The 17,124-nt window shown below is 66.8% G+C and carries 12 protein-coding genes; 2 read left to right on the top strand and 10 right to left on the bottom strand.

What is annotated here, in order from left to right; all coding sequences use genetic code 11:
• Positions 1-41 precede the first annotated feature (41 nt).
• A complete protein-coding gene (locus ACFY5B_RS18560) occupies positions 42-689 on the bottom strand; it encodes a hypothetical protein (RefSeq protein ID WP_389970211.1) in 648 nt (215 codons plus the stop codon).
• Positions 690-1,441: 752 nt separating this feature from the next.
• Positions 1,442-2,092, bottom strand: coding sequence for a hypothetical protein (locus ACFY5B_RS18555; protein WP_389970208.1), 651 nt, complete (start codon positions 2,090-2,092; stop codon positions 1,442-1,444).
• A gap of 381 nt (positions 2,093-2,473) precedes the next feature.
• Between ACFY5B_RS18555 and ACFY5B_RS18550 the strand changes: the two genes are divergently transcribed.
• Together ACFY5B_RS18550 and ACFY5B_RS18545 are read left to right on the top strand one after the other, a co-directional pair.
• Positions 2,474-2,713, top strand: a complete 240-nt coding sequence (locus ACFY5B_RS18550; protein WP_389970205.1) for a hypothetical protein — start codon at positions 2,474-2,476, stop codon at positions 2,711-2,713.
• 69 nt (positions 2,714-2,782) lie between these two features.
• A complete protein-coding gene (locus tag ACFY5B_RS18545; protein ID WP_389970202.1) occupies positions 2,783-2,965 on the top strand; it encodes a hypothetical protein in 183 nt (60 codons plus the stop codon).
• Positions 2,966-3,122: 157 nt separating this feature from the next.
• On the opposite strand, the gene tuf is transcribed toward ACFY5B_RS18545, so the two are convergent.
• The 8 genes from tuf to rplL all read right to left on the bottom strand — a co-directional run bounded on the left by tuf (position 3,123) and on the right by rplL (position 17,038).
• Positions 3,123-4,316, bottom strand: coding sequence for an elongation factor Tu (gene tuf / locus ACFY5B_RS18540; protein WP_033308978.1), 1,194 nt, complete (start codon positions 4,314-4,316; stop codon positions 3,123-3,125).
• 156 nt (positions 4,317-4,472) lie between these two features.
• Positions 4,473-6,599 carry an elongation factor G gene (gene fusA / locus ACFY5B_RS18535; RefSeq protein WP_389970199.1) on the bottom strand — a complete coding sequence of 709 codons (2,127 nt, stop codon included), beginning with the start codon at positions 6,597-6,599 and terminating at the stop codon, positions 4,473-4,475.
• A gap of 39 nt (positions 6,600-6,638) precedes the next feature.
• Complete coding sequence (rpsG, locus tag ACFY5B_RS18530; RefSeq protein WP_003992340.1) at positions 6,639-7,109, bottom strand: 30S ribosomal protein S7; 471 nt, start codon at positions 7,107-7,109, stop codon at positions 6,639-6,641.
• A gap of 2 nt (positions 7,110-7,111) precedes the next feature.
• On the bottom strand, positions 7,112-7,483 hold the full coding sequence (rpsL, locus tag ACFY5B_RS18525; protein ID WP_003948652.1) for a 30S ribosomal protein S12: 372 nt from the start codon (positions 7,481-7,483) through the stop codon (positions 7,112-7,114).
• A gap of 319 nt (positions 7,484-7,802) precedes the next feature.
• Complete coding sequence (locus ACFY5B_RS18520) at positions 7,803-8,324, bottom strand: DUF1707 and DUF4190 domain-containing protein (RefSeq protein WP_389970197.1); 522 nt, start codon at positions 8,322-8,324, stop codon at positions 7,803-7,805.
• 273 nt (positions 8,325-8,597) lie between these two features.
• Positions 8,598-12,497: a DNA-directed RNA polymerase subunit beta' gene (locus ACFY5B_RS18515; RefSeq protein ID WP_389970194.1), complete on the bottom strand. Its 3,900-nt coding sequence runs from the start codon at positions 12,495-12,497 to the stop codon at positions 8,598-8,600.
• 94 nt (positions 12,498-12,591) lie between these two features.
• On the bottom strand, positions 12,592-16,077 hold the full coding sequence (gene rpoB / locus ACFY5B_RS18510) for a DNA-directed RNA polymerase subunit beta (protein WP_362047083.1): 3,486 nt from the start codon (positions 16,075-16,077) through the stop codon (positions 12,592-12,594).
• Between the two features lie 571 nt (positions 16,078-16,648).
• Positions 16,649-17,038, bottom strand: a complete 390-nt coding sequence (gene rplL, locus ACFY5B_RS18505) for a 50S ribosomal protein L7/L12 (protein ID WP_362234455.1) — start codon at positions 17,036-17,038, stop codon at positions 16,649-16,651.
• Positions 17,039-17,124 lie beyond the last annotated feature (86 nt).

Below are 17,124 nucleotides of genomic sequence, written 5' to 3'. Positions count from 1 at the left end.
CACGTGAACTCACAAGGCACAGTCCTCGAGAGACCGGCGCATCAGCTCGAAAAGCGGAACGTCGACGTGATCGCGTCGAAGATGTCGAAGAACGAGTCCGCGAGGTCGAGGACCTGGCTGCTGCCGGCGACCAGGGCGACCTTGCCCTCCTGGCCCGGCACGGGGATGTACGTCTGCATCAGCACGGCCCGGATCGTGCGGTTGAGCGCGTCACCCGGTACGGCGATGTCCTCGATGCCCTGCGTGCGCGCGGCCGGGCCGACACCCGGGATGTCGACCGTCGTGACCTTCCGCCAGGAGTCGCCCTCCCGCTTGGCCTCCTTCACGGCGAGCTGGCTCGCGATGACGGCAGGGTCGTTCGACAGCGGTTCGCCCCGTTCGTTGCGGCCTCCGACGAGAGAGACGGTCACCGAACCCGTGATCGGCATGTCCCCTCCGAAGCTCTCCGCCATGCAGCCGCAGTACATTGCGCCGGACTTCCACGCGTCCGCGGCGGCCTTCTGGAGGAAGTCGACGTAGGCGTCCCGGTACTGCTCCAACTCCGGACGCTGCCGCACCCGTTCGCTCACCATCCGCCGGATCGAGTCGTCCCGCGACTCCGGCCGGACGTCGAACTCCCACCACGACTCCGGCACCTTGATCCGGAAACCGCCCCGCTCGACGGTCAGGGTCTCCATGTACCGGGCCATGGCGCCGGCCTCCCGTTCACTCGATCACAAGTCCGGCCATCGTCCCATCGCGCGAGGGCTGCGTGCGACAAGATCAGCGGCGTGAGACGGACGAGACAAGCGATAGCCATGGACATGGCCGGGGCGGAGATCGAGCGGCGCAGGTCCCAGTGGATTTCGGACGGGATCCAGGTGTCCTCCGTGCCATGGGCCGACGATCGCGAGTGGCTGGCAGCGCACTTCAGCGCTGCGGGCTGGGCCGTGCGGCTGCTGGTGGAGGTGCACCGCAGCGGTCACGCGCGCCTCCACTTCACTTCGCCGAGCCATAGCCGATGCGAGGGCGAGGGCGAGGGCGAGCTCGGAGGCGCGGGCCAGGCCGTCCAGGAGTCCCGCCGGGTCGCCTCCGTGGAGGCGGTCGGCGCACTGCTCGACGAGGCGGTGGCCCGAGCCGGGCGGATCAGCCTGCGGCCGGCGCAGCTCATCGCCCGTACCTGCACGACCGGCTGGCTGGACTGGATCCACGGCGAGCTGTGGCTGCTCCCGGATCAGCTGGTCCGCATCCGCGGCGGCATACCGGCCACCATGACGATCGGGCTCCTCGGGCCCGAACTGGCGACCCCGGACACGTTCCGGACGCTCGCCCACGATCCCGACGCCCTCCGCTCCGCCCACCGCACCAACAAGGTGCTCCCCCTCACCGAGATCGTGAACGCCCGGATCCACGGCGGCCTGACCACTTCCGGAATGACGCTCTCCATGGCCGACGGGACGCGTCACAAGCTGCTGTGGATGTCCACGGAGCCCGCGCGCGCTCTCCTCAGGGACCGGCTTCTGCACGCTCCTGGGCCCTCGGCTGGCTCACTGAGCACCTCGGGCTCGGCCATCGTCCAGAAGGGGGAGTCCTTCGGCGGTGCCGGGCGTACGGGGAGCGCGGTGAGGTCGATGTCCGCATCCGCGATCGGGTCCCCGACCGGACTCCGGCCCCGGCTGTCCGGGCCGTAGTACAGACCGTAGGCCCAGTACTCGGGCAGCTCGTGCCCCATGAGCTGGAGGTCCAGGGCGACCGACTCCCGCGTCCCGTACACCGCGTTGACCCTGGCGACGGCCTCCGCACGCGGGACACCGATCCGCTCCACCAGCACGTCCACCATCTCGCGGAAGAAGCCGAGCATGTCCTCGCCGAGCGGGAGCACGAACTCGGTCCCCGTGGTGCCCGCCGTCGGGCACGCCCCGTACTCGACGAGCCATCGCAGGCGCCTGACCTCCGCCACCAGTCGCGGCACCGTCTCCCTGGCCCTGGCGGCCAGTACGGAGTCCGGGGTCGAGCCCGAGCACAGCTCCTCGATCGCGTCCAGGTCGAGGTGGTCACCGATCGGATCCGCGCCGGGATCGAGATGGTCGTCGCGCGCCGGTTCCGAAGTCATGCTCCAGTGTCCCGCCCTGACGGGGGGTGAACAGCTCGGGGGGTAGCCCCACCGCCCTTCGCCCCACCGACGCCCCACCACCCACACGGCACCCCCTCCAGACCTGCGACGGCTGCGACCGAGCCTTCCGAGCACCGGGCCCCGGCCACTGCCGGTCCGGCCGAACCGAACTCCTGGAAGCCGTATGAAGAGAGCAACGGCCGCACCCGTTGTCTCGCCGCCCCGCGACCCCCGCGGGATGGCCTGGCCGGGGCACTCCCTGGAGGTGGACACGATGAGCACTCAGGCCGACCACGGACATGAGCTGGTCCCCCGCCCTCAGACACTCCCGACGCCCTGCGTGCCGCCCTCGCCGCTGTCGATCCGGCTCGCCTGGAAGAGATGCAGGCCACGAAGGACGACGCCTTCGCCAAGGCGGTCGAGTGGCAGTCCCTCAGCCCGGTGCGGAGCTGGGTGCTGTCCTGGGCCCGGGACATCGAGATCGCCCGGCGTCCGGACCTGTCCGCCCGCTACGCCCGCGCGAAGGGCAATCTGGAGCACGCGGACCCCACTGTCGCCCAAGCGGCCCTGTGTGACCTGAGCGCTGTCCTGGACGAAACCATGAAGGCAGTCCGCGAGTGAGCTGGAAATGGGAGTACCTTCGGTGCGGAGAAGGCGGCCCGAACCGCTCCCGCCGGCTTCCTCGCCGAGGTGGAGCGCAAGGCGGAAGAGCTGGTCAGAGCCGCCGAGGCCTTACACGTACACGGACAGGCCCATAACGCTGTCGATCCGAAGGGCGGTGACGTCATCGTCCCCGGCGGCATGTTCACGTATCAGGTCGTCGTCCGCAGCGAGCGGATCTACATCGTCCAGATCACGTACCTGGACTTCTGACCGACGGCAGGAGACACACCCCAGGCCTCGGCCCGCCCGCGCGCCGACCTGCCGCAGGTGACCACCCCCGGAAACGGCAAAGGGACCCGCACGACCGAAGTCGTACGGGCCCCTTCGAGCCACTCAGGTCAGTAGACCCTCAAGCCAGTCCGAAGACTCACTTGTTGATCTTGGTGACCTGGCCGGCGCCCACGGTCCGGCCACCCTCACGGATGGCGAACTTCAGGCCCTCCTCCATGGCGACGGGCTGGATGAGCTCCACCTTCATCTCGGTGTTGTCACCCGGCATGACCATCTCGGTGCCCTCGGGGAGGGTCACCACGCCGGTCACGTCCGTCGTACGGAAGTAGAACTGCGGGCGGTAGTTGTTGAAGAACGGCGTGTGGCGGCCACCCTCGTCCTTGGACAGGATGTAGGCCTGCGCCTCGAACTCGGTGTGCGGGGTGACCGAGCCCGGCTTGATGATGACCTGGCCGCGCTCGACGTCCTCGCGCTTGATGCCACGGAGGAGCAGACCGACGTTCTCACCGGCCTGGCCCTCGTCGAGGAGCTTCCGGAACATCTCGATACCGGTGACCGTGGTGGTGGTCTTCTCGGTCTTGATGCCGATGATGTCGACGGTCTCGTTGACCTTCAGGACACCACGCTCGATACGGCCGGTGACGACCGTACCGCGACCGGTGATCGTGAAGACGTCCTCGATCGGCATGAGGAACGGCTTGTCGACGTCACGCTCGGGCTCCGGGATCGCCGTGTCGACGGCGTTCATGAGCTCGAGAACCGAGTTGCCCCACTCCTTGTCGCCCTCGAGGGCCTTCAGAGCGGAGACCTTGACGACGGGAACGTCGTCGCCCGGGAACTCGTACTCGGAGAGGAGCTCACGGACCTCGAGCTCGACGAGCTCCAGGATCTCCTCGTCGTCCACCATGTCGGCCTTGTTCAGGGCGACGACGATGTACGGAACGCCGACCTGGCGGGCCAGGAGCACGTGCTCCTTGGTCTGCGGCATCGGGCCGTCGGTGGCGGCGACCACGAGGATGGCGCCGTCCATCTGCGCCGCACCCGTGATCATGTTCTTGATGTAGTCCGCGTGACCGGGGCAGTCGACGTGGGCGTAGTGACGCGTCTCGGTCTGGTACTCGACGTGCGCGATGGAGATGGTGATACCGCGCTGGCGCTCCTCAGGAGCCTTGTCGATCTGGTCGAAGGCCGAGGCCTCGTTCAGGTCCGGGTACGCGTCGTGCAGCACCTTGGTAATGGCGGCCGTGAGGGTCGTCTTACCGTGGTCGATGTGACCGATGGTGCCGATGTTGACGTGCGGCTTAGTCCGCTCGAACTTCGCCTTCGCCACTGGGGTCCTCCTGGGAGTGGTTCTGGTACGCCTTACTTCATCGGCGCCAGGTGATCTTTGCTGGAAAGCCCGGGCCCCGGGGCACTCTCACCGCGATTGCGGCGGAATGCCCCTCAAGGCTCCGGAGTCAAGCCTACGGCGTGTAGACGCGGTGCGTTACTCGCCCTTGGCCTTCGCGATGATCTCCTCGGCGACGTTCCGGGGAACCTCGGCGTAGGAGTCGAACTGCATGGAGTAGCTCGCACGGCCGGACGTCTTGCTGCGCAGGTCGCCGACGTAGCCGAACATCTCCGAGAGGGGCACGAGGCCCTTCACGACGCGGGCACCGGCCCGCTCCTCCATGGCCTGGATCTGACCACGGCGGGAGTTGATGTCACCGATGACCTCACCCATGTAGTCCTCGGGCGTGGTGACCTCGACGGCCATCATCGGCTCGAGCAGTACGGGGCTGGCCTTGCGCGCGGCCTCCTTGAAGGCCTGCGAACCGGCGATCTTGAACGCGAGCTCGGAGGAGTCCACCTCGTGGTAGGCACCGTCGAGCAGCGTCACGCGCACACCGGTCATCTCGTAACCGGCGAGGATGCCGAACTGCATGGCCTCCTGCGCACCGGCGTCCACCGAAGGGATGTACTCCTTCGGCACACGGCCACCGGTCACCTTGTTGATGAACTCGTACGAGGCGTCGCCACCCTCGATCGGCTCGATCGCGATGATGACGCGAGCGAACTGGCCGGTACCACCCGTCTGCTTCTTGTGGGTGAACTCGACCTTCTCGACGGCCTTGCGGATCGTCTCACGGTACGCGACCTGCGGCTTGCCGACGTTGGCCTCGACCTTGAACTCGCGCTTCATGCGGTCCACGAGCACCTCGAGGTGAAGCTCGCCCATACCGCCGATGACGGTCTGGCCGGTCTCCTCGTTGGTGTGCACCTGGAAGGAGGGGTCCTCCTCGGCCAGGCGCTGGATCGCGACGCCGAGCTTCTCCTGGTCGCCCTTCGACTTGGGCTCGATGGCGACCTCGATGACCGGCGCCGGGAAGTCCATGGACTCCAGGATGACCGGGTTCTTCTCGTCCGCCAGCGTCTCACCGGTGGTGGTCTGCTTCAGGCCCATGACGGCGACGATGTCGCCGGCGCCCACCGACTCGATCTCCTCACGCTTGTTGGCGTGCATGCGGTAGATCTTGCCGATGCGCTCCTTGCGGCCCTTCACCGAGTTCAGCACGGCGGTGCCGGAGTGGAGGCGCCCGGAGTACACGCGGACGAAGGTGAGCTTGCCGAGGTGCGGGTCGCTCATGATCTTGAACGCGAGCGCGGCGAGGGGCTCCTCGTCCGACGGCTTGCGCACCACGACCTTCTCCGCGTCCTTGACGTCGTGACCCTCGATGGCCTCGACGTCAAGCGGGGTGGGCAGGTAGCGCACGACCGCGTCGAGCAGGGGCTGAACGCCCTTGTTCTTGAACGCGGTGCCGCAGAACACGGGGGTGACGGTGGTGCCGCCGCCCTTGCCGGACGCGATGGTGATACGACGGATCGCGGCGTAGAGCTGCTCCACGGTGGGCTCGGTGCCCTCCAGGTACAGCTCCATCAGCTCTTCGTCGTTCTCGGCGACGGCCTCGAGCAGCTTGCCGCGGTACTCCTCGGCAGCCTCGGCGTGGGTGTCCGGGATGTCGACGGTGTCGTACATCTCGCCCTTGGTCGCCTCGGCCGACCAGACCAGGGCCTTCATCGTCACGAGGTCGATGACGCCCTTGAAGTCCGCCTCGGCACCGATCGGCAGCTGCATGACCAGCGGCTGAGCGCCCAGGCGGTCCGAGATCATGTCCACGCAGCGGTGGAACTCGGCGCCGGTACGGTCCAGCTTGTTGACGAAGCAGATACGCGGCACGCCGTAGCGGTCGGCCTGACGCCACACCGTCTCGGACTGCGGCTCGACACCGGCGACACCGTCGAACACCGTCACGGCACCGTCGAGCACGCGCAGGGAGCGCTCCACCTCGACGGTGAAGTCGACGTGACCCGGGGTGTCGATGATGTTGATGGTGTAGTCGTTGTCCTCGAGCGGCCAGTGACAGGTGGTCGCAGCAGACGTGATCGTGATGCCACGCTCCTGCTCCTGCTCCATCCAGTCCATCGTGGCAGCGCCGTCGTGGACCTCACCGATCTTGTAAGACACACCGGTGTAGAACAGGATCCGCTCGGTGGTGGTCGTCTTGCCCGCGTCGATGTGGGCCATGATCCCGATGTTGCGGACCTTGGCCAGGTCAAGTGAAGTGGTAGCCATAAGGCTTCAGTCTTCTCTCGGTCTCGATGTGGGTAGCGACTACCAGCGGTAGTGCGCGAAGGCCTTGTTGGACTCGGCCATCTTGTGGGTGTCCTCGCGCTTCTTCACAGCGGCACCGAGGCCGTTGGACGCGTCGAGAAGCTCGTTGAGCAGACGCTCGGTCATGGTCTTCTCGCGACGGGCGCGGGAGTAACCGACCAGCCAGCGCAGCGCGAGCGTGTTGGCGCGACCGGGCTTGACCTCGATCGGAACCTGGTACGTCGCACCACCGACACGGCGGGACTTGACCTCGAGGGTCGGCTTGATGTTCTCCAGCGCGCGCTTCAGCGTGATGATCGGGTCGTTGCCCGTCTTCTCACGCAGACCTTCCATGGCGCCGTAGACGATGCGCTCGGCGGTGGAGCGCTTGCCGTTCAGCAGCACCTTGTTGATGAGCGACGTCACCAGAGGAGAACCGTAGACCGGGTCGATGATGACCGGGCGCTTCGGGGCGGGGCCCTTACGAGGCATTCTTACTTCTCCTTCTTGGCGCCGTAGCGGGAACGGGCCTGCTTGCGGTTCTTGACACCCTGGGTGTCGAGGGAGCCACGGATGATCTTGTAGCGAACACCCGGCAGGTCCTTCACACGGCCGCCGCGCACGAGCACGATGGAGTGCTCCTGCAGGTTGTGTCCCTCACCCGGAATGTAAGCGGTGACCTCGATCCCGCTGGTCAGACGCACACGCGCGACCTTACGCAGGGCCGAGTTCGGCTTCTTCGGGGTGGTCGTGAACACACGCGTGCAGACGCCACGACGCTGAGGGGAACCCTCGAGTGCGGGCGTCTTGTTCTTCTCGACCTTGTCCTGCCGGCCCTTGCGGACCAGCTGCTGGATCGTAGGCACTACTTCTCCGGTTTCTGTGTGCCGAATGGTGAAGCTAACCTGGAACATCTCCGACCCACGCGGTCGGGTGTGTCGAACCCGCGGACTTCCGCCGCGAGGCAGAAACAGCGCAGATTACGGTGGCCGGCGTCGACTCGCCGTGCGGTTCATGGCACACACGCGAGCCAGGGCACACCCCAGGCACAAGGTCTGAGCGTACCTACCGCATTCGCTGCGGTCAAAACAAATGGGCACCGCCCGCATCGCCATGCGGGACATGTCAAGCCCCCCGGCCGTTGTCGATCTTCAATTCGACGGCGACTGTCCGTTTTGCATACCTTCACGATGCTACGACGGACACCACCGTGAGCAACACCAGAACGAGTGCCCAGCCCGCCGTGGACAACCACCCGAGCACGAGGCCGGTCAGCGCGAGCCCGTCCCCCAGCTCCCCACGGCTGCGGATCTCGGCCCGGGCCACATGCCCCAGCACGACGGCCGGGATCCCGGTCAGCCCCATGGTCGGCACGCACAGCAGCCCGCACACGCCGGCCGCGACGGCCTTCCCGTTGGTCCGCGCCCGCGGCACGGGCATGAACGTCGCCGGCACGGGCACGACCGAGGCCTGCTGCGGCAGCGGCCCGTGCGGCAGGTCCGCGACGAGCAGCGCCAGCTCCCCCACGGTCCGCGCCGCGTACGCACGCCCCACCCGCTGCTCGAACTCGCGCTGCTCCATCCGCCCCTCGCCGTACCCGGCTCTGAGCACATCCACGGCCCGCTCCCGATCGGCGTGCGACGCCAGCATCGACGGGGCACCGGAGCCCTGCCAGGGCTGCCAGGACGGATAGTGCGACTGCGACACGGAGCACCTCCCCGGGGGCCGGAGTCCTTCCATCATGCGCCGAAGCAGAGGTTCCGGCAGCGGTGCGTGGGGGCGGGGCGCCGCGTGTCGGCCAGAAAGCCGGCAGAGGCGCTCCCGCCCGCAGACGTCCCTCGGGATCCGCCGCCATGTCCGCGGGCCCGCAGACGCCGCGGTGAGACGGTTTCGGGGTCCTTCCGGCCAGGGCCCCAGGTATCGGGAATGCCGAAGGGCGGCCACCCCGAAGGATGACCGCCCTCCACTCAAGCGACTCGCTTACTGGTTGTACGGACCGTAGTCGTAGTCCTCCAGCGGAACGGCCTGGCCGGAGCCCGTGCCGAACGGCGAGTAGTCGATGTCGTCGTAGCCGACGGCCGAGTACATCGCGGCCTTGGCCTCCTCGGTCGGCTCGACCCGGATGTTGCGGTAGCGGGACAGACCCGTACCGGCCGGGATGAGCTTACCGATGATGACGTTCTCCTTGAGGCCGATGAGGCTGTCGGACTTGGCGTTGATCGCCGCGTCCGTCAGGACTCGGGTCGTCTCCTGGAAGGAGGCGGCCGACAGCCAGGATTCCGTCGCCAGCGAGGCCTTGGTGATACCCATCAGCTGCGGACGACCGGAGGCCGGGTGACCGCCCTCCTGGACCACACGACGGTTCTCGGTCTCGAACTTCGAGCGCTCGACCAGCTCGCCGGGCAGCAGCTCGGCATCGCCGGACTCGATGATCGTCACGCGGCGCAGCATCTGCCGGATGATGATCTCGATGTGCTTGTCGTGGATCGACACACCCTGCGAGTTGTAGACCTTCTGGACCTCGCCGACCAGGTGGACCTGGACGGCACGCTGGCCCAGGATGCGCAGCACGTCGTGCGGGTTGGTGGCACCCACGGTGAGCTTCTGGCCCACCTCGACGTGCTCGCCCTCGCTGACCAGGAGACGGGCACGCTTCGAGATCGGGAACGCCGTCTCGTCGCTGCCGTCGTCCGGGGTGACGACGATCTTCTTGGTCTTCTCGGTCTCCTCGATCCGCACGCGGCCCTGGGCCTCGGAGATCGGGGCGACACCCTTCGGGGTACGGGCCTCGAAGAGCTCGACGACACGCGGCAGACCCTGGGTGATGTCGTCACCGGCCACACCACCGGTGTGGAAGGTACGCATCGTCAGCTGGGTACCGGGCTCACCGATGGACTGGGCGGCGATGATGCCGACCGCCTCACCGATGTCGACCAGCTTGCCGGTGGCGAGCGAACGGCCGTAGCACATCGCGCAGGTGCCGACGGCGGACTCGCAGGTCAGGACCGAGCGGGTCTTGACCTCCTCGACGCCGCGCTGCACGAGCTCCTCGATGAGGACGTCGCCGAGGTCGGTACCGGCCGGGGCCAGCACCTGCCCGTCGACCACGATGTCCTCGGCGAGGCAGCGCGCGTACACGGAGGTCTCGACGTCCTCCGTCTTGATCAGCGCGCCCTCGGCGTTCCGGTCGGCGATCTTCAGACGCAGACCGCGCTCGGTGCCGCAGTCCTCCTCGCGAATGATGACGTCCTGGGAGACGTCGACCAGACGACGCGTGAGGTAACCCGAGTCGGCGGTACGCAGAGCGGTGTCCGCCAGACCCTTACGGGCACCGTGCGTGGAGATGAAGTACTCCAGCACGGACAGGCCCTCACGGAAGGAGGCCTTGATGGGACGCGGGATCGTCTCGTTCTTCGCGTTCGACACCAGACCACGCATACCGGCGATCTGACGCATCTGCATCATGTTGCCTCGTGCACCCGAGTTCACCATCATGAAGATCGGGTTGGTCTTCGGGAAGTTGTCGTTCATCGCCTCGGCGACCTCGTTGGTCGCCTTGGTCCAGATCGCGATGAGCTCCTGCGTGCGCTCGTCCTTGGTGATCAGACCGCGCTCGTACTGCTTCTGGACCTTCTCGTCCTGCGCCTCGTAGCCCTTGACGATCTCCTTCTTCGCCTCGGGAACGACGACGTCGGAGATGGCCACGGTGACACCGGAACGGGTCGCCCAGTAGAAGCCGGACGCCTTCAGGTTGTCGAGCGTCGCCGCCACGATGACCTTGGGGTAGCGCTCGGCGAGGTCGTTGACGATCTCGGAGAGCTGCTTCTTGCCGACCTCGTAGTCGACGAACGGGTAGTCCTCGGGCAGCAGCTCGTTGAAGAGCGCACGGCCCAGCGTGGTGTTCAGCCGGAAGCTGTCACCCTGCTGCCACTCGGGCTCGCCCTCCTCGCGCGCCGGCGGGGTCCAGCCGCGCGGCGGGATGGTGCCGACCGGGAAGCGGACGTCGATCCTCGACTGGAGCGACAGCTCGCCCGCGTCGAAGGCCATGATCGCCTCGGCGACCGAGGCGAAGGAACGGCCCTCACCCTTGAGGTCGCGCATCTCGCCGTCGGTGGTGAGGAAGAACAGACCGAGGACCATGTCCTGGGTCGGCATCGTCACCGGGCGGCCGTCGGCCGGCTTGAGGATGTTGTTCGAGGACAGCATCAGGATGCGGGCCTCGGCCTGCGCCTCCGCGGACAGCGGCAGGTGCACGGCCATCTGGTCACCGTCGAAGTCCGCGTTGAACGCGGTGCAGACGAGCGGGTGGATCTGGATGGCCTTGCCCTCGACCAGCTGCGGCTCGAAGGCCTGGATGCCGAGGCGGTGCAGCGTGGGCGCACGGTTCAGCAGAACCGGGTGCTCCGCGATGACCTCTTCCAGCACGTCGTACACGACCGTGCGGCCGCGCTCGACCATGCGTTTGGCGCTCTTGATGTTCTGCGCGTGGTTCAGGTCGACCAGGCGCTTCATCACGAACGGCTTGAAGAGCTCCAGCGCCATCGCCTTGGGCAGACCGCACTGGTGCAGCTTCAGCTGCGGACCGACGACGATCACGGAACGCGCGGAGTAGTCCACACGCTTACCGAGCAGGTTCTGACGGAAGCGGCCCTGCTTACCCTTCAGCATGTCGCTGAGGGACTTCAGCGGGCGGTTACCGGGACCGGTGACCGGACGGCCACGGCGGCCGTTGTCGAACAGCGCGTCCACGGCCTCCTGGAGCATGCGCTTCTCGTTGTTCACGATGATCTCGGGCGCACCGAGGTCGAGAAGGCGCTTCAGGCGGTTGTTCCGGTTGATCACACGGCGGTACAGGTCGTTCAGGTCGGAGGTCGCGAAGCGGCCACCGTCCAGCTGCACCATCGGGCGGAGGTCCGGCGGGATGACCGGCACGCAGTCGAGCACCATGCCCTTGGGGCTGTTGCTGGTCTGCAGGAACGCGGAGACGACCTTCAGGCGCTTGAGCGCACGGGTCTTCTTCTGGCCCTTGCCGGTGCGGATGATCTCGCGGAGACGCTCGGCCTCCTCGTCGAGGTCGAAGGACTCCAGGCGCTTCTGCAGCGCCGCGGCACCCATCGAGCCGTCGAAGTACGTGCCGAAGCGGTCACGCAGCTCGCGGTAGAGCAGCTCGTCGCCCTCGAGGTCCTGGACCTTGAGGTTCTTGAAGCGGTTCCACACCTCGTCGAGGCGGTCGATCTCGCGCTGCGCACGGTCACGCAGCTGCTTCATCTCACGCTCGGCACCCTCGCGCACCTTGCGGCGCACGTCCGCCTTGGCGCCCTCGGCCTCCAGCTCGGCCAGGTCGGTCTCGAGCTTCTTGGCGCGGGCCTCCAGGTCGGCGTCGCGACGCTGCTCGATCTGCTGGCGCTCGACGGAGACGTGGGCCTCCAGGGAGGGCAGGTCGCGCGTACGGCGCTCCTCGTCGACGTACGTGATCATGTACGCCGCGAAGTAGATGACCTTCTCGAGGTCCTTCGGCGCCAGGTCGAGCAGGTAGCCCAGGCGCGACGGAACACCCTTGAAGTACCAGATGTGCGTGACCGGGGCGGCCAGCTCGATGTGGCCCATCCGCTCACGGCGCACCTTGGCGCGGGTGACCTCGACGCCACACCGCTCACAGATGATGCCCTTGAAGCGGACGCGCTTGTACTTGCCGCAGTAGCACTCCCAGTCCCGGGTCGGACCGAAGATCTTCTCGCAGAAGAGTCCGTCCTTTTCGGGCTTGAGCGTGCGGTAGTTGATCGTCTCGGGCTTCTTGACCTCGCCGTGGCTCCACTGACGGATGTCGTCAGCGGTGGCCAGACCGATCCGGAGCTCGTCGAAGAAGTTGACGTCGAGCACTATGCGTCAATCCCTCTCAGGGTTGTAAGTCATGGGGTCTGATACGGGGGTCCTGGGGCCGGCGGCCTTCATGACGAAGGCCGCCGAACTCCCGTCAGACCTCTTCGACGCTGCTCGGCTCACGCCGGGACAGGTCGATGCCAAGCTCCTCCGCAGCGCGGAAGACGTCCTCGTCGGTGTCGCGCATCTCGATGGACATGCCGTCCGAGGACAGCACCTCCACGTTGAGGCACAGGGACTGCATCTCCTTGATGAGCACCTTGAAGGACTCGGGGATGCCGGGCTCGGGGATGTTCTCGCCCTTGACGATGGCCTCGTAGACCTTCACGCGGCCGGTCACGTCGTCGGACTTGATGGTCAGCAGCTCCTGGAGGGCGTACGCGGCGCCGTAAGCCTCCAGCGCCCACACCTCCATCTCACCGAAGCGCTGGCCACCGAACTGGGCCTTACCACCCAGCGGCTGCTGGGTGATCATCGAGTACGGACCGGTCGACCGGGCGTGCAGCTTGTCGTCGACCAGGTGGTGCAGCTTGAGGATGTACATGTAGCCGACGGAGATCGGCTCCGGGAACGGCTCGCCGGAGCGGCCGTCGAACAGCGGCGCCTTACCGGTCGGGAGCACCATGCGCTCGCCGTCGCGGTTCGGGATGGTGTGGTTCAGCAGACCGGCCAGCTCGTCCTCACGCGCACCGTCGAAGACGGGGGTGGCGACGTTGGTGCCCGGCGCGACCTGGTCGGCCTCGATGGCCTGCAGGCGCTGCGCCCAGTCGTCCGCGAGGCCGGAGACGTCCCAGCCGCGGCTGGCGAGCCAGCCGAGGTGGATCTCCAGGACCTGTCCCGGGTTCATTCGGGACGGCACACCGAGCGGGTTGAGGATGATGTCGACCGGGGTGCCGTCCTCCAGGAACGGCATGTCCTCGATCGGCAGGATCTTCGAGATGACGCCCTTGTTGCCGTGACGGCCGGCGAGCTTGTCACCGTCGGTGATCTTGCGCTTCTGCGCGACGTAGACGCGCACCAGCTGGTTCACACCGGGGGGAAGCTCGTCGCCCTCCTCGCGGTCGAAGACGCGAACGCCGATGACCTTGCCGATCTCGCCGTGCGGGACCTTCAGCGAGGTGTCACGGACCTCACGGGCCTTCTCACCGAAGATCGCGCGCAGCAGGCGCTCTTCCGGCGTCAGCTCGGTCTCACCCTTGGGCGTGACCTTGCCGACCAGGATGTCGCCGGCGACGACCTCGGCACCGATACGGATGATGCCGCGCTCGTCGAGGTCGGCGAGGACCTCCTCGGAGACGTTCGGGATGTCCCGGGTGATCTCCTCGGGGCCGAGCTTGGTGTCACGGGCGTCGACCTCGTGCTCCTCGATGTGGATCGAGGAGAGGACGTCGTCCTGCACGAGGCGCTGCGACAGGATGATCGCGTCCTCGTAGTTGTGACCCTCCCACGGCATGAACGCCACGAGCAGGTTCTTGCCCAGTGCCATCTCGCCGTTCTGGGTGGCCGGACCGTCGGCCAGGACCTGGCCCTCGATGATCCGGTCGCCCTCGTTGACGATGACCTTCTGGTTGACCGAGGTGCCCTGGTTGGAGCGGGCGAACTTGGCCAGGCGGTACGTGATGTACGTGCCGTCGTCGTTGGCGGTGGTGATGTAGTCCGCGGAGACCTCCTGGACCACACCGGGCTTCTCGGCCTTGACCACGTCGCCGGCGTCGACCGCGGAGCGGTACTCCATGCCGGTGCCGACGAGCGGGGCCTCGGACTTGATGAGCGGCACGGCCTGACGCATCATGTTCGCGCCCATGAGGGCACGGTTTGCGTCGTCGTGCTCGAGGAAGGGGATCATGGCGGTCGCGACCGACACCATCTGGCGCGGCGAGACGTCCATGTAGTCCACGTCCTCACCACCGACGTAGTCGACCTCGCCGCCCTTGCGGCGGACGAGCACGCGGGCCTCGGCGAAGCGGAGATCGTCGGTGAGCGGCGCGTTGGCCTGCGCGATGACGAAGCGGTCTTCCTCGTCGGCGGTCAGGTAGTCGACCTCGTCGGTGACCTGGCCCTCGAACACCTTGCGGTACGGGGTCTCGACGAAACCGAACGCGTTGACCCGGCCGTAGGAGGCGAGCGAGCCGATCAGACCGATGTTCGGGCCTTCGGGCGTCTCGATCGGGCACATGCGGCCGTAGTGCGAGGGGTGCACGTCACGGACCTCGAAGCCGGCCCGCTCACGGGAGAGACCACCCGGGCCAAGAGCCGACAGACGGCGCTTGTGGGTGAGACCCGACAGCGGGTTGTTCTGGTCCATGAACTGCGACAGCTGGCTGGTGCCGAAGAACTCCTTGATGGAGGCGACGACCGGCCGGATGTTGATCAGGGTCTGCGGCGTGATCGCCTCGACGTCCTGGGTCGTCATCCGCTCGCGGACGACACGCTCCATACGCGCCAGACCCGTACGGACCTGGTTCTGGATGAGCTCGCCGACGCTGCGCAGGCGGCGGTTGCCGAAGTGGTCGATGTCGTCGGTCTCGACGACGATGTTCGTACCGCTGTCGCCGACCGTCTCGGTCTCGCCCGCGTGCAGCTTCACCAGGTACTTGATCGTCGAGATGATGTCCTCGACGGTCAGGATGCCCGCGTCCAGCGGAGCGTCCGCACCCAGCTTCTTGTTGACCTTGTAGCGGCCGACCTTGGCCAGGTCGTAGCGCTTGGGGTTGAAGTAGAGGTTCTCGAGCAGCGTCTGCGCGGCCTCACGCGTGGGGGGCTCGCCCGGACGCAGCTTGCGGTAGATGTCGAGCAGCGCGTCGTCCTGGCCCTGGGTGTGGTCCTTCTCCAGGGTGGCGCGCATGGACTCGTACTCGCCGAACTCCTCGAGGATCTGCTCGGTGGTCCAGCCGAGCGCCTTGAGCAGGACGGTGACGGACTGCTTGCGCTTGCGGTCGATGCGGACACCGACCATGTCGCGCTTGTCGATCTCCATCTCCAGCCAGGCACCCCGGGAGGGGATGATCTTGGCGGAGAAGATGTCCTTGTCGGACGTCTTGTCGATGGAGGAGTCGAAGTAGACACCGGGCGAACGGACGAGCTGCGACACCACGACACGCTCGGTGCCGTTGATGACGAAGGTGCCCTTGTTCGTCATGAGCGGGAAGTCGCCCATGAAGACCGTCTGGGACTTGATCTCGCCGGTCTCGTTGTTCGTGAACTCAGCCGTGACGAAGAGCGGGGCCGCGTACGTGAAGTCACGGTCCTTGCACTCGTCGATGGAGTTCTTCGGCGGCTCGAAGCGGTGGTCGCGGAAGGTCAGCGACATCGACCCGCTGAAGTCCTCGATCGGGGAGATCTCCTCGAAGATCTCCTCGAGCCCGGACTTGGTGGGGACGTCCTGACCGTTCTCGAGAGCCTCCTCGACCCGACTCTGCCAGGCGGTGTTGCCGAGGAGCCAGTCGAAGCTCTCGGTCTGCAGCGCGAGCAGGTTCGGAACCTCAAGAGGCTCCTTGATCTTTGCAAAAGAGATGCGCAGCGGGGCAGTGCTGGCGGCGTTGTTCGTATTCGCGGTCGAGGCGTTGCGCGAGGCGGCCAAGAGGGGGTCCTTCCGAGGGCTCGGACTCACTACGCGCGTACCGGCCCCTCTCCCGTACACAGAGACAAGCTGTGTCAGTCCGGCCGAAAGGCCAGGTCAGACAGTCTTGTCGTCGATGCTCGGGCGAGGGCAGACCCCTGGTGACGGGCAGGGGACAGCTAACAGGCAGCGCAAAGGGTCAGTGTAGCCACTTGGCACACTGATGTCCAGTGCGGGTTCTGGAACCCGTGTTCACCCTCGTTGTTCCACTCCTGCGACAAGGCGCTGCCCTCAACGCACGTAAGTACTGCCCTCTTCGTCGCCGATCCATGCCTCGGATTCGGATCCTGTGGCGACGCGTCCTGAGAATTGCGCGCTGCGTGCGGTTCGTCAAGGCCCCCTTGCCCTCTCCGGGGCCGCCCTGGGACACGACGAAGATCACCATACCCCCCGTCACCGGGGCTTCAAGGCAACCGTGGCCCGCCCCCGAGAACGCCGAAGAGCGACCACCCGGATGGATGATCGCTCTTCAGCGCTTAGGCGTTACACGTCCAGCGGGACGTGTCGTGGATCCTGGCGGATCCGGAAGGTCTTACTTGACCTCGACGGAGGCGCCGGCGCCCTCGAGGGACTCCTTCGCCTTCTCGGCGGCGTCCTTGGCGACCTTCTCGAGAACGGGCTTCGGGGCGCCGTCCACGAGGTCCTTGGCCTCCTTCAGACCCAGGGAGGTCAGCTCACGCACGACCTTGATGACCTGGATCTTCTTGTCGCCGGCACCCGTGAGGATGACGTCGAACTCGTCCTGCTCCTCAGCGGCCTCGGCAGCGGCGCCACCAGCGGCACCACCGGCGACGACGACCGGCGCGGCAGCGGCGGCGGTGACGTCGAACTTGTCCTCGAACGCCTTCACGAACTCGGAGAGCTCGATGAGGGTCATCTCCTCGAACTGCGCGAGCAGGTCTTCCTGGCTGAGCTTCGCCATGATTGGCGGTCCTTCCACTAATTCGGCAGGTGCCGGATGTACATGTGAGGCGGGCGTACTACTGGCCCGCGACGGTCGCCGCGTTC

Source organism: Streptomyces sp. NPDC013187 (assembly GCF_042899705.1).
GTDB classification, from domain to species: Bacteria; Actinomycetota; Actinomycetes; order Streptomycetales; family Streptomycetaceae; genus Streptomyces; species Streptomyces hawaiiensis_A.
The sequence above is the reverse complement of the archived record's forward strand: the minus strand, read 5'-3'. Positions and strand labels throughout refer to the sequence as shown.